Source organism: Kribbella catacumbae DSM 19601 (assembly GCF_000372465.1).
Lineage (GTDB): Bacteria > Actinomycetota > Actinomycetes > Propionibacteriales > Kribbellaceae > Kribbella > Kribbella catacumbae.
Genome location: NZ_AQUZ01000012.1, coordinates 17288 through 39417, shown reverse-complemented (window position 1 = coordinate 39417; position 22130 = coordinate 17288). Strand labels below are relative to the sequence as shown.

Sequence of the window (22130 nt, the reverse complement as noted above, 5' to 3'; positions counted from 1 at the left end):
GTCAGCGCAGACGTGGGGGGTCACGTCGGTCTTTGGTGGGGTCCGGTTGTCGGGATGTTCGCCAAGAGTTCGTTTTTCAACTCGCCCGGGGGGCGACGGGGCAGGGCTCGTGAGAGCTCAGTGGGGGAGTACAAGATGCCGCAACGCATCGGCTATCTGACCGGGGTCTTCGACTTGTTCCACGTCGGTCATCTGGATGTGCTGGAACGAGCTAAACAGCAGTGCGACCGGCTGGTCGTCGGCGTGCTGACCGACGACTGGGCCGCTGACGCCTGGGGTGCTCGTCCGTTCGTCCCGATCGTCGAACGCACGCAGATCCTCGAGCAGCTGCGCTGTGTCGACGAGGTCGTCGTGGTCGACGGCGTCGAGGCAGACTGGCTGACCGGTCAGCTCAAGGCCGCAACCGTGTTCGCCGCCGACGGTACCGACGGAGTACTGGGTCCTGACGAGCTGGACGGGGTGCCCGCCGGCCTGGTCAGTGTCCTGGCATCCGGACGCGGTTCCCGCAGCCAGATCCTGCGCGCCGCTATCGACCAGCGGCAGTCGCGCAGCTCGGTCGCATGAGCGGGCGCTCCTTCGGCGACATCGTCGCCGAGTTGTCGCGCGCGCAGAAGCCTTCGGCCGGAACACCGGCGTACTCCCGGTTCGTCAACCGGCGGATCGGCCGGTACCTGGCCGCCGGCGCCTTCCTGGCCGGCCGGACGCCGAACCAGATCAGCCTGACCAGTGGCTTCTGCTCGCTGGTCGGCATCGTTCTCATAGCCACCGTCGAGCCGAGCCTCCCGCTCGCGCTGGCGGTCACCGCGATGCTGGTGCTCGGCTACGCCTTCGACTCCGCCGACGGCCAGCTGGCCCGGCTGCGCGGAGGAGGTTCGCCGTTGGGCGAGTGGCTCGACCACATGATCGACTGCGTCAAGATCGCCTTGCTGCACAGCGCGGTACTGATCTCGCTCTACCGCTTCGATGCCTTCAGCAACGAATTGGTACTGCTCATCCCGCTGGCCTATCTGTGCGTGTCGGCCGTGCTGTTCTTCGGCCTGATCCTGATCGATCAGCTCCGCCGGCGGCATGGCGCCAGCACGGCCAACGTGCGCGGCGACTCGGTCGTGAAGTCGTTGCTGATAGCACCGACCGACTACGGCGTGCTGTGCCTGGTCTTCCTCACCTTCGGCTGGCCGGCGCTGTTCACCAGCCTGTACGGCGTACTGCTGGCGGCGAACCTGCTCTTCCTGCTGGCCGCGATCGCCAAGTGGTACAAGGAGATGGCGGCCCTGCAGCCGGCGCCGCGGAGTACGGAGGTGAAGAGCTGATGGGTGTGATCGGCTATGCCCCCGGGGTCTACGACATGTTCCACATCGGTCACCTGAACATCCTGCGCCGGGCCGGCGAGCACTGCGACTACCTGATCGCCGGCGTCGTCGAGGACGACGTGGTGACCAAGATCAAGGGCCGTCCGCCGGTCGTTCCGCACGACGAGCGGATGGAGGTCGTCCGGGCCATCGGCCTGGTCGACGAGGTGGTCAGCGACTGGTCCAGCGACAAGTTCGAGATGTGGAAGCAGTTGCGCTACGACGTGCTCTTCAAAGGTGACGACTGGAAAGGCACCGAGAAGGGGACCCGGCTGGAGAAGCTGCTCGGCGAGGTCGGTGCGAGCGTGCACTACTTCCCGTACACGGCCTCCACCTCGAGCACGGATCTACGGAGGCTCCTGGAGGGGACGCTGTGATGTCGACCCGGCCGAAGATCCTGCTCAGTGCCTACGCGTGCCGGCCGAAGGGCGGGTCCGAGCCGGGTGCCGGCTGGGCCTGGGCGAAGGCTGCGGCGCGCGACCACGACGTCTGGCTGCTCACCCGCGGCAAGTTCGCGCACGAGATCACCGAGGAGCTGGCCGCCCGGCCGATTCCGTCGCTGACCGTCGTACCGCTCGAGCTGCCGAAGTGGTTGCTCAAGCTCCGGCGCCGGCACGCGGACGTCTACTGGTACTACCCGCTCTGGCAGCGGCTGGCCGGTAGGACCGCTCAGCGGCTGCACGCCGAGCACTCCTTCGACGTCATCCACCATCTGACTTTCGCGACCGACTGGATGCCCGCGGGCGTCGTCCAGGAGTCGACGGCCAAGGTGATCTGGGGTCCGGTCGGTGGCTCGACGACAGCGCCGCTGTCGATGGCGCACTGGCTCGGCTCGAAAGGCCTGCTGAACGAGCTGGTCCGCCGTGCCTACACCGGCATCGTCCGCCGGCTGGTCGGCCGGAAGCTTGCCCAGAGCGCCGATCTGGTCGTTGCCCAGAACAAGGATGTCGCCGAGTACTTCGGCAAGTACGCGCGCGAGGTCGTGGTCCAGCCCAATGTCGCGATCAGCCGTTTCGCCACCGCCTGCGGTCCGCGGGAGCCGTACGGTGCCCCCGGCATCAAGACCGCCTTGTTCGTCGGTCGCCTGATCCCGTGGAAAGGGTTGCTGATGGCAATCAGCACCCTGGCCCGCCCGGAGGCCGCGAACTGGGAGCTCCGCGTCATCGGCGACGGCCCCGACTGGCGCCGCGCCGAGCGACTGGCCGAGCAGCTCGGCGTACGGGATCGGGTTGAATTCGTAGGCCAGCTTCCGCGTGAAGAGGTCCTGACCGCCCTGCTCCGCGCCGATGCCCTGCTGGCCCCCGCCATGCGCGAAGCCGCCGGCTGGGCAGTAGCAGAAGCCTTGGCCAGCGGCTGCCCAGTCGTCTGCATCGACCGCGCCGGCCCCTCGGTCATCGTCGCCCCCGAAGACGGCGCCGTCGTCCCCTGGCAAGGCGACGTAGTAGGCGAACTAGCCAAAGGCCTGGCCTCCCTCCGCGGCCGCATCGACCCAGTCAACCGCTGGGCCCCCGACCGCCTCCCCGAAATCCTCACCACCTGGTACGCCACCGCCGACGCCCGCCATCTGAGCGGTTAGTCGCGGGCGGTTTTGCCGGGGAGGGCGAGCATGCGGTCGAGGGCGATCTTGGCGTACTTCTCGGTGTCGGGGTCGACCTTGATCGGGTTGACGACGTGGCCGGCGACGAGGTTTTCCAGGGCCCAGACGAAGTGCGGGAGGTCGATGCGGTTCATCGTGGCGCAGTAGCAGACCGTCTTGTCGAGGAAGACGATGTTCTTGTCGGTGTGCTGCTTGGCCAGTCGCTGCACCAGGTTGAGCTCGGTGCCGACGGCCCACGAAGTACCGGGCTCGGCTTTGCCGATGGTGTCGATGATGTACTCCGTCGAGCCGACCAGGTCTGCCTTGAGCACGACCTCGTGCTGGCACTCGGGGTGCACGATCACGTTGACGCCGGGGACCCGGCTGCGGACGTCGTCCACGGAAGCGGTGGTGAAGCGGCCGTGCACCGAGCAGTGCCCGCGCCACAGGATCATCTTGGCCTTCGCGAGCTGCTCGGCGGTGAGACCGCCGCCCGGCTTGTGCGGGTCGTAGACGACGCACTCGTCGAGGCTGATGCCCATCTTCAGTACGGCGGTGTTGCGGCCGAGGTGCTGGTCGGGAAGGAACAGCACCTTCTCGCCCTGTTGAAATGCCCAGTCGAGCGCGACGTCGGCGTTGCTCGAAGTACAGACTGCTCCGCCGTTGCGGCCGCAGAACGCCTTGATGTCGGCGCTGGAGTTCATGTAGGTGACCGGCACGGTGACGTCCGCGACGCCGGCGTCGGCGAGCGCGTCCCAGGCCGCCTCGACCTGCTGGATCCGGGCCATGTCGGCCATCGAGCAGCCGGCCGCGAGGTCGGGCAGGATGACCGTCTGGTTCTCGTTGGTGAGGATGTCGGCGGACTCGGCCATGAAGTGCACACCGCAGAAGACGATGTACGGCGCGTCCGGCCGGGCCGCCGCGTCGCGCGCGAGCTTGAACGAGTCGCCCGTGACATCGGCGAACTGGATCACCTCGTCGCGCTGGTAGTGGTGGCCGAGCACGAACACCTGGTCACCGAGCGCGGCCTTCGCCTTCAGCGCGCGCTCGACCAGGTTGGGGTCGGAGGCCGGCGGAAGAGCGCCCGGGCACTCCACCCCACGCTCCGAGTGCGGGTCGGTGTCCCGGCCCAGAAAGAGCAACGGGAGAGACTTCGAACCCTCTGCAATGGTCGTCACAGCAACCATCGTGCCACGCCGCACGTGTCCACCCGCGTGGTGCACGTCACTGCTCAGGATGCGAAATTAACGCCGGTTCTCGCCGCCGCGAACCGGTGGCTACCCTCCGAAGTGTGGAGATCGCGGGATTGGTGCTGGCAGCGGGGGCGGGGCGCCGGATGGGTGGACCGAAAGCACTGGCACGAGACGCGGAAGGCATCGCCTGGGTGGTCCGGACGGCTCGCGTTCTCGCCGAGGCCGGGTGTGTCCCGGTTGTGGTCGTTGTTGGAGCCGCCGCGAAGCAGGTGATGACCGAGTTGGTCGATGAGCCCGTCGAGGTGATCGAGGCGGTCGACTGGCAGGAAGGCATGGGCGCGACCCTTCGAGCCGGACTGGCCGCGCTGGCGAACCACGCCGAGCCGGTCGCCGCCCTCGTCGTACCGGTCGATGTACCAAGCCTGGAGACATACGTCGTACGCCGTATCGCGGCTGATGCGGATCCCGGCGCGCTGACCCGAGCCGTCTTCGGTGGCAGCCCCGGTCATCCGGTACTACTCGGCCGTGACCACTGGGCCGGGGTTATCGCGACGGCGGTCGGAGACCAGGGCGCCCGGTCCTACCTCAGGCAGCACCCGCCACGCGAGATCGAGTGCTCGGACCTCGCCGACGGTGCGGATGTGGACACCCCCGACCAACTGCCGGCCGGTCATCGGCCAAGCTGATCCTTGGCATCCCAGTCGGCTGGGGCGATGCTGAACAGATGAACGTTGTCGGCTCCGCCGCAGAGCTCGCCGAGCGTCTGCGCGGGACTGGTTACCTCGCCGACGACGGCCTGGCCACGGTCGGCTATCTTGCCCTCGCCCTTGGCCGGCCCCTGTTGCTGGAGGGGGAGCCGGGCACAGGCAAGACCTCGCTCGCCGAAGCCATCGCCGAGGCGCTCGACCTGCCACTGATCCGGCTGCAGTGCTACGAGGGCATCGACTCGACGCAAGCGCTCTATGACTGGGACTTCCCCCGCCAGATCCTGTACCTGCGCACGGTCGAGGCGACCAGCAGTGGGATCGCGGCTGAGGAGGTCGAGAAATCCTTGTTCGACGAGCGTTTCCTGCTCGCCCGGCCCGTACTGCGGGCGCTGCGCGAGAGCCCGGCCGTCTTGCTGGTGGACGAGATCGACCGCTCCGACGACGAGTTCGAGGCGTTCCTGCTGGAGGTGCTGTCGACCCACGAGGTGACCATCCCCGAGCTGGGCACGATCACCGCGAAGGTGCCGCCGATCGTCGTCCTCACCTCGAACCGGACCCGCGAGATACACGACGCGCTGAAGCGGCGCTGTCTCTACCACTGGATCGACCATCCGGGACTGGAGCGCGAGGTCGAGATCGTCCGGACCCGGCTGCCGGAGGTCTCCGAGCGGCTGGCCGAGCAGGTGACGCGGTCGGTCCAGCGGATGCGCGAGCTCGACCTGCTCAAGCCGCCGGGGGTGGCGGAAACCCTCGACTGGGCCCGGGCAATCGACGCGCTCGGCGCAGCCGTCCTCGACGTACAGACCGCGGCCGCCACCCTGGGAGCGGTGCTCAAGTACCGCGAGGACACCGACCGGGTCCGTGAGTCGCTGGACCGGCTGCTGGCGAGTTGAGGTACAGATGACCCTGAATCAGTCGCCCGACTTTGCCTTGGTTGGTTTCGCCTCCGCGCTGCGGCACGCGGGTCTGGCGGTGACCGCCGATCGGGTGCAGGTGTTCCTGCAGGCCGTTGTCGCACTCGATGCCGCCGTTGCCGCTGACGTCTACTGGTCCGGTCGGGCGGCTTTGTGTAGCGGTCCGGACGACACTGCCCGGTACGACGAAGTGTTCGCCGCCTGGTTTTCCGGCGATCTCCCGAGCGGGTCGCTCCGGCGTACCCAATCGGCGCCGACCATCCTCCAGGCCGGACTCGATGCCGAGGGCAATGGTGATGGCGACGACGACCGGTCGCTCACCGTGTCCGCGAGCGACACCGAGGTACTTCGCCATCGGGATGTCGCCGAGCTGTCCGCTACCGACCGGGCCGAGCTGGTCCGGATGTTCGCGAGCCTCAAGCCTCGAGCACCAGTACGCCGCGGTACACGGCGGCGCCCCGCGCACATGGGCGAGATCGACCCGCGGAGGACGATGCGGGCCCAGCTGCGCCAGGTCGGCGAACCGGCGCGCGTGCTGTATCGGCGCCGTGGCACCAGACCTCGCCGGGTCGTGCTTCTCGTCGATGTGTCCGGTTCGATGAGACCCTACGCCGACAGCCTGTTGAGGTTGGCCCACACCCTGGTCCGGGTGGCCCCACGCCAGGTGGAGGTCTTCACCATCGGGACCCGGTTGACCCGAGTGACGCCGGCGCTGCGGCACCGCGACCCGGAGTACGCCCTGCGGCTGGCCGGTGACGTCGTACCGGACTGGTCGGGCGGCACTCGGCTGGGCGAGGTACTCAAGGTGTTCCTGGACAGGTGGGGCCAGCGGGGGACGGCCCGCCGGGCGGTCGTGGTGGTGTGCAGCGATGGCTGGGAACGCGGCGACACCGCACTGCTCGGGGCGCAGCTGCGCCGGCTGGCCGCACTTGCCCATCGGGTCGTCTGGCTCAACCCTCATCGCGGCAAGCCCGGCTATCTGCCCGTCCAGGCGGGGATCGTGGCCGTGTTGCCCTACCTGGACGACCTGATCGCAGGGCACAGCCTGGCCAGCTTTGCGGATCTTCTGGAGGTGGTGGCCGATGCGTGACGTGCTCGAGCGGCTGATGGGGTGGTGGAGTGCGGGGCAGTCGGTTGCCGTCGGCACCGTTGTCGCGACGTTCGAGTCGGCGCCGCGGCCACCGGGTGCGGTGATGCTGGTCGGCCCGGAAGGGGAGGCTGTTGGCAGCGTGTCGGGCGGCTGCGTCGAAGGCGCGGTCTACCAGCTCGGCGAAGAGATCCTCGAGTCCGGTGAACCAGTACTCCAGCGGTACGGCGTCAGCGACGAATCCGCGTTCGCAGTGGGACTCACGTGCGGCGGCATCCTGGACGTGTTCGTCGAGCGCGTCGACCAGGCGTCGTACCCCGAACTGGGAGAGGTGGCAGCCGATGTCGCCGAGGGCCGGCCGGTGGCGGTGGCGACGGTGGTTGCCCATCCAGACGCCGACCGGATCGGCCGCCGGCTGGTTGTGCGTCCGGTGGATCAGCCGACGGCCGGCAGTCTTGGATCCGAGCGGGCGGATGACGCTGTGGCCGATGATGCCCGCGGGCTGCTCGCGGCCGGCCGGACCGAGACGCTGGAGTACGGCCGGGACGGGCAGCGACGAGGCGAGGGGATGCGGGTCTTCGTGTCGTCGTACGCGCCGGTGCCGCGGCTGCTGGTCTTCGGCGCCATCGACTTCGCCGCCGCGGTCGCGAAGCTTGGCTCGTTCCTCGGTTACCGGGTGACGGTCTGCGATGCGAGAGGAGTCTTCGCGACCGCGTCGCGGTTCCCGTCGGCCGAGGTGGTGGTCGACTGGCCGCATCGGTACCTGGCCGCAGAGGCGGAGGCCGGCCGGATCGACGCGCGGACCGTCCTGTGTGTGCTCACGCACGACCCGAAGTTCGACGTACCGCTGCTCGAGGTCGCGTTGCGGCTACCGGAGATCGCGTACGTAGGTGCGATGGGCTCGCGCCGGACCCACGACGACCGGCTGAAGCGGCTCCGCGAGGCAGGGCTGACGGAGCCCGAGCTGGCCCGGTTGGCCAGCCCGATCGGGCTGGACCTGGGCGCCCGGACACCAGAGGAGACCGCGGTCAGCATCGCCGCCGAGATCATCGCGGTGCGCTGGGGAGGCGTCGGCGATCGCCTCTCGAACCAGGCCGGCCCCATCCACCATCAGCACAGTCATCATTGATCGTCCCTTGTGGTGTGCATCACACCGGCGCAGGATCGGAAACATCGGCACTGCTCACTTCTGGAGGCGGGGATGACCCGGATCACGGTGAAGGTCGACGGAAGCGGCTACACGGATGACGTGGAGCCCCGCACGCTGCTCGTGCACTACCTGCGCGAACAGTTGGGAAAGACCGGCACTGTGGTCGGCTGTGACACCGGCAACTGCGGCGCTTGCACCGTGCACCTGGACGGGCAGAGCGTGAAGTCGTGTTCGCTGCTGGCGGTTCAGGCCGACGGGCACGAGGTCACCACGATCGAGGGACTCGCCACTGACGGCCAGTTGCACCCGATGCAGCAGGCCTTCCACGAGAACCACGCTCTGCAGTGCGGATTCTGCACCCCCGGCATGATCATGCAGGCGATCGATCTGCTGGCCGGCAAAGCCGACCCGACCGACGACGAGATCCGGCTCGGTCTGGAGGGCAACCTCTGCCGCTGCACGGGGTACCAGAACATCGTCAAGGCCGTCCGCGCCGCCGCCGCGGGAGGTGCGCGATGACTACCACCGAGGACCGCCCGGCCACCGAGGTCGGCAGCCCGCGCCGCCGCAAGGAGGACGCCCGCCTGATCACCGGCCGGACCCGGTGGACCGACAACATCGCCCTGCCCGGCATGTTGCACCTGGCAATGGTGCGCAGCCCGTTCGCGCACGCCCGGATCACCGCGATCGGCACCGAGGCGGCGAAGGCCGCGTCCGGCGTCGTGACGGTGCTGACCGGAGCCGACCTGGCCGACGAGCAGGGAGCACTGCCCAACGCTTGGGCGATCACGCCTGAGCAGAAGGCGCCCGTGCACCCGTCGATCGCGGTCGAGCACGTGGCCTTCGCCGGCGAGATCGTCGCCATGGTCGTGGCCCGGACCGCCGCGGAGGCGAACGACGCCGCCGACCTGGTCGACGTCGACTACGAGGAACTGCCGCCGGTTCTTGACCTGAAGACGGCCGCTACCGACGAGGCGCTGGCGCACCCGGACCTCGGCACCAACGTTTCAGCGGTCTGGACGTTCGACTCGGCCGAGGCCGGCACCGGCCAAGACGTCGAGGCGGCGATCTCGGCCGCTCGCGACGGCGGAATCCTGATCGAACGGGAGATCCGCCAGCAGCGGCTGATCCCGGCGTTCATGGAGCCGCGGTCGATCGCCGTCGACCCGACCGGCGAGCAGCTCACGGTCTGGTCGTCGACCCAGGTCCCGCACTTCGTGAAAATCTTCATCGCGCTGGTCCTGGGTATCCCCGAGCACAAGATCCGGGTGATCGCGCCGGACGTCGGCGGTGGCTTCGGCGGCAAGCTGCAGTTCACCCCGGAGGAGGTGCTCACCGTCATCGCTGCCCGGCACACCGGCAAACCGTGCAAGTACAGCGAGACCAGGTCGGAGTCGCTGATGGCGGCTCATCACGGCCGGGACCAGTGGCAGCAGCTCACGCTCGCCGCTACGAAGGACGGCACGGTGACCGGGCTCAAGGTTGAGCTGCTGGCCGACATGGGTGCGTACCTCGGTCTCGTCACGTCGGCGATCCCACTGCTGGGCGCCTTCATGTACAACGGCATCTACAAGTTCCCGGCGTACCACCTGAGCTGCACCAACGTCTTCACCAACAAGACCTGGACCGATGCGTACCGCGGCGCAGGCCGGCCGGAGGCGACCTTCGCGATCGAGCGGCTGATGGACGAGCTGGCCGTCGAGGTCGGCGTCGACCCGCTCGAGATCCGCGAGCGGAACTGGATCAAGCACGAGGAGTTCCCCTTCGCCACCGTGTCGGGATTGACGTACGACTCCGGCAACTACGAGGCCGCGACGGCCAAGGCCAAGGACCTGTTCGGCTACGACGACCTTCGGGCCGAGCAGCAGAAACGCCGTGAGTCGGAGGATCCGGTCCAGCTCGGGATCGGCATCTCGACGTACACGGAGATGTGTGGGCTGGCGCCGTCCCGGTGGCTCGGGTCGATGGGGTACGTCGGCGGCGGCTGGGAGCACGCGTCGATCCGGATGCTGCCGACCGGAAAGGTGGAGGTCATCACCGGAACCAGTCCGCACGGCCAGGGACATGAGACCGCCTGGAGTCAGATCGTGGCGGACCGGCTGGGGGTGGCCTTCGAGGACATCGAGGTGCTGCACGGCGACACCCAGGTTGCCGCCAGAGGGCTGGACACCTACGGCTCGAGATCGCTGGCGGTTGGCGGGATGGCGGTCCTGGCCGCGGCCGACAAGGTGATCGAGAAGGCCAAGCCGATCGCCGCGCAGCTGCTCGAGGCGAATGTCGACGACCTCGAGTTCTCCGGCGGCAGGTTCGGCGTCCGGGGCACCGAGACGGGAATGAGCCTCGGCGACCTCGCCTTCGCGGTCTTCCAGGGACACAAGCTGGATGCCGGTGCGGAGCGGTCGCTGGACGCCGACGCGACGCTGGATCCAGACGACTTCTCCTTCCCGCACGGCACCCATCTGTGCGCGGTCGAGGTCGACACCGAGACCGGGGCCGCGAAGATCCGTTCGTACGTGAGCGTCGACGACGTCGGCACCGTGGTCAATCCGCTGATCGTCGAGGGGCAAGTACATGGCGGCCTGGCGCAGGGCATCGCGCAGGCGCTCTACGAGGAAGCCGTGCACGACGAATCGGGCACCCTGCTGACCGGCTCGTTCGTCGACTACCTGGTGCCGTCGCCGCCAGACCTGCCGCCGTTCGTGACCGCGCGCACCGAGACACCGGCGACCACGAACCAGCTCGGCGTGAAAGGCGTCGGCGAGGCCGGCACGATCGCGTCGACACCGGCTGTGGTCAACGCGGTGATCGATGCGGTCCGCCACCTCGGGGTGTCCGACATCGCGATGCCCTGTACGCCGTACCGGGTCTGGAAGGCCCTGAAGTCGGCACAGCAAGAAGGGGCACAGCAGGAAGGGGGAAGGTCATGATCCCGGTGGCGTTCGACTACTACGCGCCCACGTCGGTGGACGAGGCGGTGGCCCTGCTCCGCGAGCACGATGACGCCAAGGTGCTGGCCGGCGGACAGAGCCTGATGCCGGTACTGCGGTTGCGCCTGGCAGCGCCCGAGGTGATCGTCGACCTCGGCCGGATCGAGGAGCTGAACGGGATCCGCGAGGACGGCGACGCGCTGGTGATCGGTGCGATGACGCCGCACAGCGTGGTCCAGGCCGACCCGTTGATCGCCGAGCACGCGAGTCTGATCTCGCTGGCGACCGCGACGATCGCCGATCCTCAGGTGCGTCACCGGGGTACGTTCGGGGGCTCGCTTGCCCATGCCGATCCGGCCGGTGACTTACCGGCCGTGGCGGTCGCCCTCGACGCATTCTTCGTGATCGCCGGCGCCAACAGCCGGCGTACGGTCGGTGCGGCGGACTTCTTCGAGGGCGTGTTCAGCACCGCCATTGGTGAGGACGAACTGCTGGTCGAGATCCGGGTACCGAAGTACACCGGCTGGGGTGCGCACTACGAGAAGTTCAACCGGGTCGCGCAGCAGTGGTCGATCGTGGCGGTCGCCGCGACCGTGCGCCTGGACGGTGGCACCATCACCGAAGCGCGGGTGGGGCTGACCAACATGGGGTCGACTCCGATCCGGGCAACCGCGGTCGAGCAGGCCCTGGTTGGTCAACCGGCGACAGCCGAAGCGGTGCGGGCAGCCGCGGCTCACGCTGCAGACGGGACCTCACCGCCGACCGACCTCAACGGTGATGCCGACTACCGCAGACACCTCGCGTCGGTACTCACCCGGCGGGCGGTGCTGGCCGCGGCGGGTACCGGATGAAGCTCGAGCACCAGTTCGTCGTACCGGCTCCGGTCGAGCAGGCCTGGGCCGCGTTCAACGACCTCGAACGGGTGGTGCCGTGTTTCCCCGGCGCCACCCTGACGTCGTACGACGGAGACGAGTTCGTCGGGTCCTGCAAGGTGAAGCTGGGCCCGGTCTCGCTGCAGTACAACGGGAACGGCACTTTCACCGAGCGCGACGAGGCGACCCACCGCGCGGTGGTCGAGGCCAAGGGCAAGGATCGCCGCGGCAACGGCACGGCGACGGTACACGTGACGGCGCAACTGACCGCATCCGGCGACTCCGCGACCGCGGTCACGGTGGAAACCGACCTCACGGTGACGGGCAGACCGGCACAGTTCGGCCGCGGCCTGATCCAGGAGGTCTCCGACAAACTCCTCGACCAGTTCGTCGCCTGCCTCACCAAGGAACTCGGCACCCCCGCTGAGGCCACGCAGACCCCGGCCGAACCGTCCGCCGCCTCCGCTGGGGCCCCGACTTCGTCCGGGCCGACGTCGTCTGGTTCTGCTTCGTCCGGAGAGGCGGCGCTCGACCTCGGCTCGACCTTGGTGCCGGCGCTGGCGAGACGCCTGGCACCGTACCTCATCGGCGCCATGCTGGCGCTGGTCCTCCGCCGCCTACTCCGCCGCTGAAGGCCGACCTGTCCGGGGGATGGCCGCGGTGCGGCACGGGCGCAACTGGGTAGGGGAGGATGTGCGCATGCGCGTGCTAATTGCTCCGGACAAGTTTGCTGGGACGTTGACCGCTGTCGAGGCCGCGGCGGCCATTGAGGAAGGCTGGCGGCGACGGGACCCGGAGGCCGTAGTACTGGTGGCGCCGATGGCTGATGGCGGGCCCGGGTTCATCGACGTGTTGTCGGCGGTTGTCGACGGCCGGTTGCTCGCGGTGACCGTACGTGGGCCGCTCGGTGCGGAGACCCCGGCGGCCGTGCTGGTCGCGGGGGAGACGGCGTACATCGAGACCGCGCAGGCGTGTGGACTCCATCTCGTCGAGCCGGCCGATCGGCGGCCGGAGGACGCGACGACGTACGGCGTTGGCCAGTTGATCGCCGCGGCCGTGGATGCCGGGGCGAAACGGATCATCCTCGGCCTCGGCGGATCGGGGACGAACGACGCGGGCGCCGGGCTCCTCGCCGCGCTCGGGGCGACCTCACAAGGCGGCAGCCTCGACGCCGGCGCCAAAGGGCTGGCCGAGCTGACCGAGGTGGATCTGGAGCCTGCCCGGACCCGGCTGGCCGGGGTCGAGTTCGTCGCGGCGAGTGACGTCGAGAACCCGATGCTCGGGCTGCGCGGCGCTACCAACATCTTCGGAAGCCAGAAGGGCATCACCGACGACCGGAAGCCCGCGGTCGACGGCTATCTGACCAAGTTCGCGGAGCTGGCCGGGCGGAAGACGGCCGACCAGAAGGGCGCGGGTGCCGCCGGCGGGCTCGGGTACGCGTTGCTGCTGCTCGGTGCCGAGCGGGTCTCCGGGATCGACCTGGTCGCGGCGCTGACCGGGCTGGAGGCGAAGGCCGGGCAGGTCGATCTGGTGCTGACGGGGGAGGGGGCGTTCGACTTCCAGTCCCGCGACGGCAAGGTGATCTCCGGCGTGGCGAAGGTCGCGAACGACGCGATGCGGCCCTGCGTCGTACTGGCCGGCAAGGTCCAGATCGGCGCTCGCGAGATGCGCACGATGGGGGTCGAGTCGGCGTACTCGCTGGTCGACGCCGTGGGCGAGGAGCGGGCCTTCGCCGACCCGCACGGCTCGCTGGCCGCCGTCGCCGAGCGGGTCGCCAGGACCTGGGCCCGCTGAAACCGGCCGGTACGGCGTACCGGGCCGTTCCACCGGGTGAGGCGTGTGGTTGATCCCTGAAATTGGTGTGCGACCATGGGAATGGTTCGGGACCGGCGGATGTTGGCCCGAATGACAGCGGACTTTCCGCGCGTGGCCGCATGCCCAAGGCGGCCGGGCGCTCATCAGATGACTGGAGTCAGGAATGACTGAAGCGCAGACCGAGGCAGTGCAGACTGCGGAGGGCACCACGACGGCCAGCGGCCTCCTGCTGACCGATGGCGCCGCCGCCAAGGTGAAGGCGCTGCTGGACCAGGAAGGTCGCGATGACCTCGCCCTGCGGGTCGCGGTGCAGCCAGGCGGGTGCTCCGGCCTGCGGTACCAGCTGTTCTTCGACGAGCGTCAGCTCGACGGTGACGTGGTGACCGACTTCGGTGGCGTCAGCGTGGTCACCGACCGGATGAGCGCGCCGTACCTCAAGGGTGCGTCGATCGACTTCGTGGACACGATCGAGAAGCAGGGCTTCACGATCGACAACCCGAACGCGACCGGCTCCTGCGCCTGCGGCGACTCGTTCAACTGATCCACCTCCGAAGCCCCGCTCACCCTCATCGGTGAGCGGGGCTTTGAAGTGCGTTCAGTGCTCTGCGCGGGCCCGCTGCGGCAGGGCGAAGGTGACCAGCAGGCTGACGACGAACAAGCCGACCGCCACCAGCGTCGCTGACTTGGTCGCGCCCAGGAACTGCTGCGTCGGCAGCAGTTGGAAGAAGATCGTGCCGATCACCGCAACGCCGATCGCGCCGCCGAACTGCTGCATCGCGGTCAGTACGCCGGACGCCGAGCCCGCCGCCTGGTCGTCGATCGAGGCCAGGATGATGTCGAACAGCGGGGCGAACACCATCTGTACGCCGGTGCGCTGCCGGCCTGTTCCGCGCTGGTGGTGGTTGAGGTGCTCATCGCTGGCGCCCTTTCGAATGGAACGGTGTTCGTTGACGAACACTGTTCTACAGACGAACGCCGTTCTCGTCAAGTACGCCGTTCGCTACAGTGGACCCATGAACCAGTCGCCGTGGCAGCCGATCAGCCCCGAGAAGCCGGCCCGTCCGGTCCGTGAGCCGCTCACCCGGGAGCGGATCGTCGACGCGGCGATGGCGCTACTCGTCGAGCAGGGCTACGAGGCCGTCTCGATGCGGAAGGTCGCTCAGGCGCTGAACACCGGCCCGGCCTCGTTGTATGCGCACGTGGCGAACAAGAAGGAGCTCGACCAGTTGCTGGTCGATCGCGCCGCGCAGGAGATGGAGTTCCCGGAGCCCGATCCCGAGCACTGGCAGGAGCAGCTCAAGGACTCGATGCGCTCGATGCTCAAGGTGATGCGCTCCTATCCGGGCGTGGCGCGGGCGGCGATCGGTCAGATACCGCTCGGTGAGCGGGCGCTGGAGAGCACCGAGAAGATGCTCGCGATCCTCAAAGCCGGCGGGGTCCCGGACCAGGCTGCCGCCTGGGCAGTCGACCTGATCCCGCTCTACGTCACCGCGACGGCGTTCGAGGAGAGCGTCCAGGGCGCCTGGGCCTGGACCACCGAGGACATCGAGGGTTTCGTCACCCAGTTGCGCGGGTTCTTCGAGGGGCTGCCGCCGGAAAAGTTTCCGATCACCATCGCCCTCGCCACGGCGCTCACGTCGGGCTCGCTGGGGGATGAGCGATTCGAGTTCGGCATCCAGGTGATCGTGGCCGGATTGGCGAGTCTCGCCGAAAGGTGAGTCATCGCTTGCCGTTCACGAATGCACATGGTTAATCTTCGGATTGTCAACAAAACTACGAACTGTCGATCGAGGTGTGCCGCAGTCGTGAGGTGGGCACTCCCGGGTTGACCGGTCGTTGGACATCGAGGAGGACCCGTGGGCTCCGAACAACCGCAACCCCCGACGGTCGAGACCGATCCGCCCCCGGGGGTGCTGAAACGGGCGATAGGCGCGTCCGCCATCGGCAATGCCACTGAGTGGTTCGACTACGGCATCTACGCCTACGGCGTGACCTACATCTCCGCCGCCATCTTCCCCGGCGACACCGAGGAACAGACGCTGCTCGCGCTGATGACGTTCGCGGTGTCGTTCCTGATCCGGCCGCTGGGCGGTCTGGTCTGGGGCCCACTGGGCGACCGGCTCGGCCGCAAGTACGTCCTCGCCCTGACGATCCTGATGATGTCTGGCGCGACCCTGTGCGTCGGACTGGTGCCGAGCTACGACACGATCGGGCTGTGGGCACCGATCCTGCTCGTCCTGCTCCGGATGGTCCAGGGCTTCTCGACCGGCGGCGAGTACGGCGGCGCCGCGACCTTCATGGCGGAGTACGCGCCCAGCCGCAAACGCGGATTCCTCGGCAGCTTCCTCGAGTTCGGCACGCTGGCCGGCTTCTCGCTCGGCGCCCTGCTGATGCTCGGCTTCTCCCTGCTGCTCGGTGACGAAGCGATGCACTCCTGGGGCTGGCGACTGCCGTTCCTGGTGGCGGCGCCGCTCGGTCTGGTCGGGATGTACCTGCGCTCGCGGCTCGAGGACACTCCGGTGTTCCGGGAGTTGGAGGCCAAGGGCGAGAAGGAGGAGCAGACCACGACCCAGTTCAAGGATCTGCTGCTCGGCTACTGGCAGCCGATCCTTCGCCTCGGTGGCCTGGTCGTCGCGCTGAACGTGGTGAACTACACGCTGCTGACCTATATGCCCACGTATCTGGAGAAGGAGATCGGGCTGTCGTCGGACGAGTCACTGATCGTGCCGATCATCGGGATGCTGACGATGATGATCTTCCTGCCATTCGCCGGGAGCTTGTCCGACCGGATCGGGCGCAAGCCGTTGTGGTGGTTCTCCCTGGTCGGGCTGTTCGTCGCCGGTACGCCGATGTTCATGCTGATGGGCTCGAACATGCTCGGCGCCGTGGTGGGCTTCGCGGTACTGGGTCTGCTCTACGTCCCGCAGTTGGCGACGATCTCGGCCACGTTCCCAGCGATGTTCCCCACCCACGTCCGGTACGCCGGATTCGCGATCGCGTACAACGTCTCGACCTCGCTCTTCGGTGGTACTGCGCCCGCGGTCAACGACTGGCTGGCGGCGAGAACCGGGAACGCCCTGATTCCTGCCTTCTACATGATGGCCGCCTGCGTGATCGGCGCGATCGCATTGCTCAAGATGCCGGAGACCACCCGCTGCCCGCTGAACGGCACCGCTATGCCGGGCACGGCCGACGCTCTTCCCCCGGTCGCCCTCGAACCCGCTAAGACTTAAGGGGTTCCTGTAGCTCAGTGACCCACGCAGCTGGATCGTCTGGGCAGTCCAGATAGAGCTCGCGAGCCGGCCCGCTGGAGCGATGACCGTTGTCGTCGACCCAGCGGGCCAAGGCCTGCCAGGCGGGCAGTACTTCGTCGATCCGTCCGCGGTGGACAAGGGTCGCGGCCCGCGTGGCCGGCAGATCCAGCAAGCTCAACCCGTGACGGCTGCGACCGCGTCCGACCAGAGGCCGGCGGCCTCGTCGATCTCGTCGGAGTTCACCACCAGGGCAGGGATGAAGCGGACGACCTGACCCCAGGCGCCGCAGGTGAGCAGGAGGAGTCCGCGCCGGGCGGCCTCCTGCTGTGCCGCGGCGGCGGTGACGGGATCCGGCTTGCCGTCGGCGTCGCGGAACTCGTTGCCGATCATCAGCCCCAGGCCGCGTACGTCGGTGATCTGCTCGTGCTTGTTGGCGACCAGTTGAAGCGCCTGCTTCAGTTGGTCGCCACGCTCCGCGGAGTTCTCCACCAGGTGCTCGTCCTGGATCACGTCGAGCGTTGCAATCGCGGCCGCGCAAGCAACTGCGTTGGCGCCGTACGTGCCGCCCTGCGAACCCGGCCAGGCCTTCTCCATCAGGGCCGACGACGCGGCGATCCCCGAGAGCGGGAAGCCCGAGGCGAGTCCCTTCGCGGTGACGAGGATGTCGGGCCGGGCGTTGAAGTGGTCGCCGCCCCAGAACTTGCCGGTCCGCCCGAAGCCGGTCTGCACTTCGTCCACCACGAGCAGGACCCCGTGGGCGTCGGCTCGCTCTCGCAGTCCGGCGAGGAAGCGCTCGTTGGCGGGGACGTAACCACCCTCGCCGAGCACGGGCTCGACGAAGAAGGCTGCGGTGTCGGCCGGAGCGCTGAGGGTCTGGAGCACGTAGTCGAGCTGGGCGAGAGCGAAGTCGGTCGCCTGCTCGACCGGCCAGCCGAAGTGCCCGGGGTCCGGGAACGGCGAGACGTAGACGCCGGCCATCAGCGGGCTGAAGCCGGAGCGGAACTTGGTCCCGGACGTCGTCATCGAGCCCGCGGCCACGGTCCGCCCGTGGAACCCGCCGTGGAAGACGATCACGTTCGGCCGACCGGTCGCCTGCCGGCTGAGGCGGAGTGCCGCCTCGATCGCCTCGCTGCCGGAGTTCGCGAAGAACATCCGGTCGAGCCCTTGGGGGAGGACCTCGCCGAGCCGGTCCACCAGCGTCAGGAGCGGTCGGTGCATGACTGTCGTGTACTGCGCGTGGATGAGCGTGCCGACCTGGCGTTGCGCCGCCTCGACCACTCGCGGGTGACAGTGCCCGGTACTGGTCACGCCGATGCCCGCCGTGAAGTCGAGGTAGCGGCGATCCTGCTCGTCGAACAGCAGCACCCCTTCACCACGGGCGGCGACCACTCCGGTCGCCTGCTTCAGGATCTGCGAGAGCTCGGCCACGGGCCACCCCTTGCCTCGATGCTGGTAGATTGTCGACAATCAGCGTATCTCAGGTGAGTGGACTGTCAACGGGCTGGAGGACGCGATGACCGAGGTCGACAAGTCGGCGGAGGCGAAGGTGGTGGCCGCCGTCCAGAAGCGGCTGTTCGTCGGCGGCCAGTGGGTCGAGGCGACGGGCGGCGGGACGTTCGAGGTCGTGGACCCTTCGACCGGGGAGGCGTTGTGCTCGGTGGCGGACGCCACGCCCGCGGATGGCAGAGCCGCGCTCGACGCGGCCGTCTCCGCGCAGGCCGGTTGGGCGGCGACCGCGCCGCGGCAGCGTGCCGACGTACTGATGGGCGCTTTCGAACTGCTGCACGAGCGGGTCGACGACCTGGCGCTCCTGATGACGCTGGAGATGGGCAAACCGCTGGCCGAGGCTCGGGGTGAGATCGCTTATGCGGCTGAGTTCTTCCGGCACTTCGCGGCCGAGGCGGTCCGGATCGACGGCGGCTACCAGACCGCTCCCGCCGGGAACGCGCGCTTCCTGATCACCCGCCAGCCGGTCGGGCCGTGCCTGCTGATCACGCCCTGGAACTTCCCGATGGCGATGGGGACCCGCAAGCTCGGTCCCGCGCTGGCGGCCGGGTGTACGAGTGTGATCAAGCCCGCCCACCAGACACCTCTGTCGATGCTCGCCCTGATGGAGATCCTGGCCGAGGCCGGCGTACCGGACGGCGTGGTCAACTGCGTCACGGCGATGGACGCGGGCGGCGTGATGGAGCCGCTGATCCGCTCAGGCCTGGCGCGCAAACTGTCCTTCACCGGCTCGACCCGCGTCGGCAAGGTGCTGCTGGAGCAGTGCGCCGAGAAGGTACTGCGTACTTCGCTCGAGCTCGGCGGCAACGCCCCCTTCATCGTCTTCGAGGACGCGAACCTCGACGAGGCCGTCGACGGCGCGATCGCCGCGAAGATGCGCAACATGGGCGAAGCCTGTACGGCGGCCAACCGGCTCTTCGTGCACGAGTCCGTGATCGGCGAGTTCGGCGACCGGCTGGCTTCGAAGATGTCCGCCCTCACGGTCGGCCGCGGCACCCGCGCCGGCGTACAGGTCGGCCCACTGATCGACGAGGCCGGCCTGTCGAAGGTGCAGTCCTTGGTCGCCGACGCGGTGACTCGCGGCGCCACCGTGCTCACCGGGGGAGAGGTTGCCGCGGGCAACGGCTACTTCTACCCACCGACGGTCCTCACCGGCGTCCCCCGCGACGCAAAGATGGCCGACCAGGAAATCTTCGGCCCGGTCGCTCCGTTGACCCCGTTCCGTACCGAGTCCGAAGTGGTTGCCGCCGCCAACGACACGGAGTACGGCCTGGTCGCCTACGTCTACACCAACGACCTACGCCGCGCCCTCCGCGTCGCCGAGTCCATCGAAACCGGCATGGTAGGCCTAAATCAGGGCATCGTCTCCAATACCGCCGCCCCCTTCGGCGGCGTAAAACAATCCGGCCTGGGCCGCGAAGGCGGCACCGTAGGCATCGACGAGTTTCTCGAAACGAAGTACATCGGCATCGCCCTCGGAAGCAACTGATCCGCGCAGACGTGTCCCCCCACCCGTGCTCGTGTTCCGGGCCGGCGCGTTGAGCCCACCCGAACCTCTGCCGGTGTAACGCGCATGCGATAGCCAATTCGCGTCGCGCCGCACGGGCGGACGTGTTGCCCACCAGTGCTCGTGGTCCGTGTCGGCCGTTGAGCTCGCCCGGACCTATTTTGAGCTGCCCCTGGCAGGATTCGAACATGCGTCGCACGGGTGGCCAGCGGCCCCCGTTCTTCGAGGGATCGGGGGCCGCCGTACTGCGGTGGTTGGGTCTACTTCCCGTAGTGGAATCGGGCCTGGAGCACGACCAGGTCGTCACCGTCGACCAGGTACACAAGCCGGTGCTCCTGGTCGATCCGCCGGGACCACGCACCCTGAAGCACGTGCTTCAACGGTTCGGGTTTCCCGATGCCCTTCTGTGGGTCCCGCAGAGCGTCTTCGATCAGGCGGTTGATCCGCTTGACCTGTGCTCGGTCGGTGGTTTGCCAGTAGGTGTAGTCCTCCCACGCATTGGGGGTGAATACGAGCCTCACGACAGCGGGTGTTCGTCTCGTTCGCCCGCCTTGGCCTGGTTCAGGCTTTCCAGTAGCCGCCGCGCGTTCGCGGGCGACCGCAGAAGGTACGCCGTCTCCTCCAAGGCGGTGTAGTCGGCCAGCGATACGAGCACCGCACTGCCTGCCTTCGACGTGATTTCAATCGGTGTGTGGTCGTCGTTGACTTGCTCAATCAGCGGGAACAGATCCCGCCGTGCTGTGGATGCATTGATCGCCATGGAGTTCGCTCCCCTTGCCGCGTGGTGGTACCAAAAATGGTACCACTAGATGGGAGGAGGTTCACCGCCCGAGCTGGGGTGGCGGCGCGCCCACAGGCCCCGGCAACCACTGATGACCGTGGCCAGCACGTTTGTCCTAACCGCGTGGCCCCGGGATTTGCCGCGGCGCAACTCACCAGCCATACCTTCCGCTGCGGGTCAGGCACGGGTAGCGGTATGTCGCCAGGGGCTCGGGTGGGCTCGACGCGTTGGCGCGGGACGCGAGCACGGGTGGGGCAACACCTTCGCCGGACCAGGTGTCGCGAGTTGCTTGGTCGGGCGCGCAGCAGGCTCAGTGGTTCGGGTGGGCTCAAGACGCCGGCCCGCGAGATGAGTACGGGTGGGGGGACTGATCTATTGACAAGATTTGTACAGCGTGCAAATAATACTGACTATGTTAAAGAAGGGCGCTGGGGGGTGGCGGGAAGCTCGGCGGGAGGGGGCTCGGGCTTCGGTGCTGGCGGCTGCGTGGGGGTTGGTTCGGGAGGATGGGCTGGCGGCGTTGTCGCTGCGGGAGCTTGCTCGCCGGGCTGGGATCACGACGCCGACCGTCTATGCGTACTTCGAGTCGAAGAACGCGATCTTCGATGCCATGTTCGCCGAGGCCGCGCAAGCCTTTGTGGACCTGAAGGCCGGGTTGCCGGTGACGGACGATCCGGGCAAGGACCTGCTGACCGAGGCTGAGGCCTTCGTGCGGTTCTGTGTCGATGACGTACCGCGCTACCAGTTGCTCTTCCAGCGGTCCGTGCCCGGCTTCACGCCGTCGCCGGAGTCCTATGAGCTCGCCGTGGGTGCCTTGGAGGTTACCCGCGAGCTCCTCGCACGCAACGGCGTGCACGATCAGCGGCACCTCGACATCTGGACCGCCATCACGACCGGTCTGGTCGATCAGCAGGTCTCCAACGAGCCTGGTGGCGACCGGTGGACCCGGCTCGTCGACGACGTGACGCAGATGTTCCTCGCTCGCTACGCGAGCGGGGAAACCAGTCCCTGAAGGGGGCACATCATGTCCACAGTCACCCAGCCCACGCTCCACCACCTGGCGCTCACCGTGACCGATCTGGAGGCCAGCGTCACGTGGTACGGGGAGGTCTTCGACGTCCATCCGGTGATGGACATCCCGCACAAGGGCGGCGTCGGCCGGATCCTCGCTGACGCGGATCATCGGCTGATGATCGCCCTGCACCGGCATGACACCAACGACGGGCGGCTCAGCGCCGAGACGACGACCGGACTCGATCACGCCGGCTTCACCGTCGGCAGTCGCGCCGACCTCGAGCAGTGGCAGGACCACCTCGAGGCCCACGGCGTAGTACGCGCGGACGAGGCCGACAAGCCGTTGACTCAGTCACCCATCGCCGACGAGCCGTACGCCTCGGTCCTCGTCTTCCGCGACCAGGACAACATCCAACTGGAACTCTTCGCGCCGAACCCCGTCCCGACCGACAGGACATAGTGCGGTTTCGCCCGTACT

At 68.2% G+C, this 22130-nt stretch carries 25 protein-coding genes; 19 read left to right on the top strand and 6 right to left on the bottom strand.

Annotation, left to right across the window (positions count from 1 at the left end; all coding sequences use genetic code 11):
- Positions 1–135 precede the first annotated feature (135 nt).
- From A3ES_RS0114675 to A3ES_RS0114660, 4 genes are read left to right on the top strand one after another with little or no spacing between them, the layout of a single operon-like run.
- On the top strand, positions 136–564 hold the full coding sequence (locus A3ES_RS0114675) for an adenylyltransferase/cytidyltransferase family protein (RefSeq protein WP_040454745.1): 429 nt from the start codon (positions 136–138) through the stop codon (positions 562–564).
- Positions 561–1310, top strand: a complete 750-nt coding sequence (locus A3ES_RS0114670) for a CDP-alcohol phosphatidyltransferase family protein (protein ID WP_020387585.1) — start codon at positions 561–563, stop codon at positions 1308–1310. The genes A3ES_RS0114675 and A3ES_RS0114670 overlap by 4 nt, the downstream gene beginning before the upstream one ends.
- On the top strand, positions 1310–1726 hold the full coding sequence (locus A3ES_RS0114665) for an FAD synthase family protein (RefSeq protein ID WP_020387584.1): 417 nt from the start codon (positions 1310–1312) through the stop codon (positions 1724–1726). The genes A3ES_RS0114670 and A3ES_RS0114665 overlap by 1 nt, the downstream gene beginning before the upstream one ends.
- The gene (locus A3ES_RS0114660; protein WP_020387583.1) at positions 1726–2925 is read left to right on the top strand and encodes a glycosyltransferase; all 1200 of its coding nucleotides are present in this window, start codon (positions 1726–1728) and stop codon (positions 2923–2925) included. The genes A3ES_RS0114665 and A3ES_RS0114660 overlap by 1 nt, the downstream gene beginning before the upstream one ends.
- Here the strand turns inward: A3ES_RS0114660 and nadA are convergent.
- On the bottom strand, positions 2922–4112 hold the full coding sequence (gene nadA, locus A3ES_RS0114655; protein WP_237744959.1) for a quinolinate synthase NadA: 1191 nt from the start codon (positions 4110–4112) through the stop codon (positions 2922–2924). The two genes, A3ES_RS0114660 and nadA, sit on opposite strands and share 4 nt — an antisense overlap.
- A 104-nt stretch (positions 4113–4216) precedes the next feature.
- On the opposite strand from nadA, the gene A3ES_RS0114650 reads away from it, so the two are divergent.
- The 10 genes from A3ES_RS0114650 to A3ES_RS0114605 all read left to right on the top strand — a co-directional run bounded on the left by A3ES_RS0114650 (position 4217) and on the right by A3ES_RS0114605 (position 14131).
- Positions 4217–4804 carry a nucleotidyltransferase family protein gene (locus A3ES_RS0114650; RefSeq protein ID WP_040454733.1) on the top strand — a complete coding sequence of 196 codons (588 nt, stop codon included), beginning with the start codon at positions 4217–4219 and terminating at the stop codon, positions 4802–4804.
- A gap of 38 nt (positions 4805–4842) precedes the next feature.
- A complete protein-coding gene (locus A3ES_RS0114645; RefSeq protein WP_020387580.1) occupies positions 4843–5718 on the top strand; it encodes an AAA family ATPase in 876 nt (291 codons plus the stop codon).
- Between the two features lie 7 nt (positions 5719–5725).
- Complete coding sequence (locus tag A3ES_RS0114640) at positions 5726–6829, top strand: vWA domain-containing protein (RefSeq protein ID WP_020387579.1); 1104 nt, start codon at positions 5726–5728, stop codon at positions 6827–6829.
- Positions 6822–7955, top strand: a complete 1134-nt coding sequence (locus tag A3ES_RS0114635; protein WP_020387578.1) for an XdhC family protein — start codon at positions 6822–6824, stop codon at positions 7953–7955. Before A3ES_RS0114640 ends, A3ES_RS0114635 begins: the two co-directional genes overlap by 8 nt.
- A gap of 72 nt (positions 7956–8027) precedes the next feature.
- Positions 8028–8495: a (2Fe-2S)-binding protein gene (locus tag A3ES_RS0114630; RefSeq protein ID WP_020387577.1), complete on the top strand. Its 468-nt coding sequence runs from the start codon at positions 8028–8030 to the stop codon at positions 8493–8495.
- Positions 8492–10903, top strand: a complete 2412-nt coding sequence (locus A3ES_RS0114625; RefSeq protein ID WP_020387576.1) for a xanthine dehydrogenase family protein molybdopterin-binding subunit — start codon at positions 8492–8494, stop codon at positions 10901–10903. The genes A3ES_RS0114630 and A3ES_RS0114625 overlap by 4 nt, the downstream gene beginning before the upstream one ends.
- Positions 10900–11754, top strand: a complete 855-nt coding sequence (locus tag A3ES_RS0114620) for an FAD binding domain-containing protein (RefSeq protein ID WP_020387575.1) — start codon at positions 10900–10902, stop codon at positions 11752–11754. The genes A3ES_RS0114625 and A3ES_RS0114620 overlap by 4 nt, the downstream gene beginning before the upstream one ends.
- Positions 11751–12407, top strand: a complete 657-nt coding sequence (locus A3ES_RS0114615; protein WP_020387574.1) for an SRPBCC family protein — start codon at positions 11751–11753, stop codon at positions 12405–12407. Before A3ES_RS0114620 ends, A3ES_RS0114615 begins: the two co-directional genes overlap by 4 nt.
- Positions 12408–12474: 67 nt before the next feature.
- Positions 12475–13569: a glycerate kinase family protein gene (locus tag A3ES_RS0114610; RefSeq protein ID WP_020387573.1), complete on the top strand. Its 1095-nt coding sequence runs from the start codon at positions 12475–12477 to the stop codon at positions 13567–13569.
- Between the two features lie 184 nt (positions 13570–13753).
- Positions 13754–14131, top strand: coding sequence for a HesB/IscA family protein (locus A3ES_RS0114605; protein ID WP_020387572.1), 378 nt, complete (start codon positions 13754–13756; stop codon positions 14129–14131).
- Between the two features lie 54 nt (positions 14132–14185).
- Here the strand turns inward: A3ES_RS0114605 and A3ES_RS52575 are convergent, their stop codons facing one another.
- A complete protein-coding gene (locus tag A3ES_RS52575) occupies positions 14186–14548 on the bottom strand; it encodes an MFS transporter (protein ID WP_020387571.1) in 363 nt (120 codons plus the stop codon).
- A gap of 55 nt (positions 14549–14603) precedes the next feature.
- Here A3ES_RS52575 and A3ES_RS0114595 point away from each other — a divergent pair, with 55 nt between their 5' ends.
- Together A3ES_RS0114595 and A3ES_RS0114590 are read left to right on the top strand one after the other, a co-directional pair.
- Positions 14604–15308 carry a TetR/AcrR family transcriptional regulator gene (locus A3ES_RS0114595; RefSeq protein ID WP_026162871.1) on the top strand — a complete coding sequence of 235 codons (705 nt, stop codon included), beginning with the start codon at positions 14604–14606 and terminating at the stop codon, positions 15306–15308.
- Positions 15309–15446: 138 nt separating this feature from the next.
- Positions 15447–16823: an MFS transporter gene (locus A3ES_RS0114590; RefSeq protein WP_020387569.1), complete on the top strand. Its 1377-nt coding sequence runs from the start codon at positions 15447–15449 to the stop codon at positions 16821–16823.
- On the opposite strand, the gene A3ES_RS57055 is transcribed toward A3ES_RS0114590, so the two are convergent.
- Together A3ES_RS57055 and A3ES_RS0114585 are read right to left on the bottom strand one after the other, a co-directional pair.
- Positions 16813–17016, bottom strand: coding sequence for a GyrI-like domain-containing protein (locus A3ES_RS57055; protein WP_420323145.1), 204 nt, complete (start codon positions 17014–17016; stop codon positions 16813–16815). The two genes, A3ES_RS0114590 and A3ES_RS57055, sit on opposite strands and share 11 nt — an antisense overlap.
- A 2-nt stretch (positions 17017–17018) precedes the next feature.
- On the bottom strand, positions 17019–18272 hold the full coding sequence (locus tag A3ES_RS0114585) for an aspartate aminotransferase family protein (protein ID WP_020387568.1): 1254 nt from the start codon (positions 18270–18272) through the stop codon (positions 17019–17021).
- A gap of 85 nt (positions 18273–18357) precedes the next feature.
- On the opposite strand from A3ES_RS0114585, the gene A3ES_RS0114580 reads away from it, so the two are divergent.
- Positions 18358–19839, top strand: a complete 1482-nt coding sequence (locus tag A3ES_RS0114580; RefSeq protein ID WP_020387567.1) for an NAD-dependent succinate-semialdehyde dehydrogenase — start codon at positions 18358–18360, stop codon at positions 19837–19839.
- Between the two features lie 278 nt (positions 19840–20117).
- Here the strand turns inward: A3ES_RS0114580 and A3ES_RS0114575 are convergent, their stop codons facing one another.
- The gene (locus A3ES_RS0114575; protein ID WP_020387566.1) at positions 20118–20378 is read right to left on the bottom strand and encodes a Txe/YoeB family addiction module toxin; all 261 of its coding nucleotides are present in this window, start codon (positions 20376–20378) and stop codon (positions 20118–20120) included.
- Positions 20375–20617 carry a type II toxin-antitoxin system Phd/YefM family antitoxin gene (locus tag A3ES_RS0114570; protein WP_020387565.1) on the bottom strand — a complete coding sequence of 81 codons (243 nt, stop codon included), beginning with the start codon at positions 20615–20617 and terminating at the stop codon, positions 20375–20377. Before A3ES_RS0114570 ends, A3ES_RS0114575 begins: the two co-directional genes overlap by 4 nt.
- A 493-nt stretch (positions 20618–21110) precedes the next feature.
- Between A3ES_RS0114570 and A3ES_RS0114565 the strand changes: the two genes are divergently transcribed.
- Both A3ES_RS0114565 and A3ES_RS0114560 read left to right on the top strand, forming a co-directional pair.
- Positions 21111–21650 (top strand): TetR/AcrR family transcriptional regulator, encoded by a 540-nt coding sequence (locus tag A3ES_RS0114565; RefSeq protein ID WP_157630516.1) that lies wholly within the window; start codon positions 21111–21113, stop codon positions 21648–21650.
- Positions 21651–21662: 12 nt separating this feature from the next.
- On the top strand, positions 21663–22112 hold the full coding sequence (locus A3ES_RS0114560; RefSeq protein ID WP_020387563.1) for a VOC family protein: 450 nt from the start codon (positions 21663–21665) through the stop codon (positions 22110–22112).
- Positions 22113–22130 lie beyond the last annotated feature (18 nt).

Excerpts from the sequence above, each read along its gene's own strand:
- A3ES_RS0114675 (WP_040454745.1), top strand. The coding sequence starts at position 136 with ATGCCGCAACGCATCGGCTATCTGACCGGGGTCTTCGACTTGTTCCAC.
- A3ES_RS0114670 (WP_020387585.1), top strand. The coding sequence starts at position 561 with ATGAGCGGGCGCTCCTTCGGCGACATCGTCGCCGAGTTGTCGCGCGCG.
- A3ES_RS0114665 (WP_020387584.1), top strand. The coding sequence starts at position 1,310 with ATGGGTGTGATCGGCTATGCCCCCGGGGTCTACGACATGTTCCACATC.
- A3ES_RS0114660 (WP_020387583.1), top strand. The coding sequence starts at position 1,726 with ATGTCGACCCGGCCGAAGATCCTGCTCAGTGCCTACGCGTGCCGGCCG.
- nadA (WP_237744959.1), bottom strand. The coding sequence starts at position 4,112 with ATGGTTGCTGTGACGACCATTGCAGAGGGTTCGAAGTCTCTCCCGTTG.
- A3ES_RS0114645 (WP_020387580.1), top strand. The coding sequence starts at position 4,843 with ATGAACGTTGTCGGCTCCGCCGCAGAGCTCGCCGAGCGTCTGCGCGGG.
- A3ES_RS0114640 (WP_020387579.1), top strand. The coding sequence starts at position 5,726 with ATGACCCTGAATCAGTCGCCCGACTTTGCCTTGGTTGGTTTCGCCTCC.
- A3ES_RS0114635 (WP_020387578.1), top strand. The coding sequence starts at position 6,822 with ATGCGTGACGTGCTCGAGCGGCTGATGGGGTGGTGGAGTGCGGGGCAG.
- A3ES_RS0114630 (WP_020387577.1), top strand. The coding sequence starts at position 8,028 with ATGACCCGGATCACGGTGAAGGTCGACGGAAGCGGCTACACGGATGAC.
- A3ES_RS0114625 (WP_020387576.1), top strand. The coding sequence starts at position 8,492 with ATGACTACCACCGAGGACCGCCCGGCCACCGAGGTCGGCAGCCCGCGC.
- A3ES_RS0114620 (WP_020387575.1), top strand. The coding sequence starts at position 10,900 with ATGATCCCGGTGGCGTTCGACTACTACGCGCCCACGTCGGTGGACGAG.
- A3ES_RS0114615 (WP_020387574.1), top strand. The coding sequence starts at position 11,751 with ATGAAGCTCGAGCACCAGTTCGTCGTACCGGCTCCGGTCGAGCAGGCC.
- A3ES_RS0114610 (WP_020387573.1), top strand. The coding sequence starts at position 12,475 with ATGCGCGTGCTAATTGCTCCGGACAAGTTTGCTGGGACGTTGACCGCT.
- A3ES_RS0114605 (WP_020387572.1), top strand. The coding sequence starts at position 13,754 with ATGACTGAAGCGCAGACCGAGGCAGTGCAGACTGCGGAGGGCACCACG.
- A3ES_RS0114595 (WP_026162871.1), top strand. The coding sequence starts at position 14,604 with ATGAACCAGTCGCCGTGGCAGCCGATCAGCCCCGAGAAGCCGGCCCGT.
- A3ES_RS0114580 (WP_020387567.1), top strand. The coding sequence starts at position 18,358 with ATGACCGAGGTCGACAAGTCGGCGGAGGCGAAGGTGGTGGCCGCCGTC.
- A3ES_RS0114570 (WP_020387565.1), bottom strand. The coding sequence starts at position 20,617 with ATGGCGATCAATGCATCCACAGCACGGCGGGATCTGTTCCCGCTGATT.
- A3ES_RS0114560 (WP_020387563.1), top strand. The coding sequence starts at position 21,663 with ATGTCCACAGTCACCCAGCCCACGCTCCACCACCTGGCGCTCACCGTG.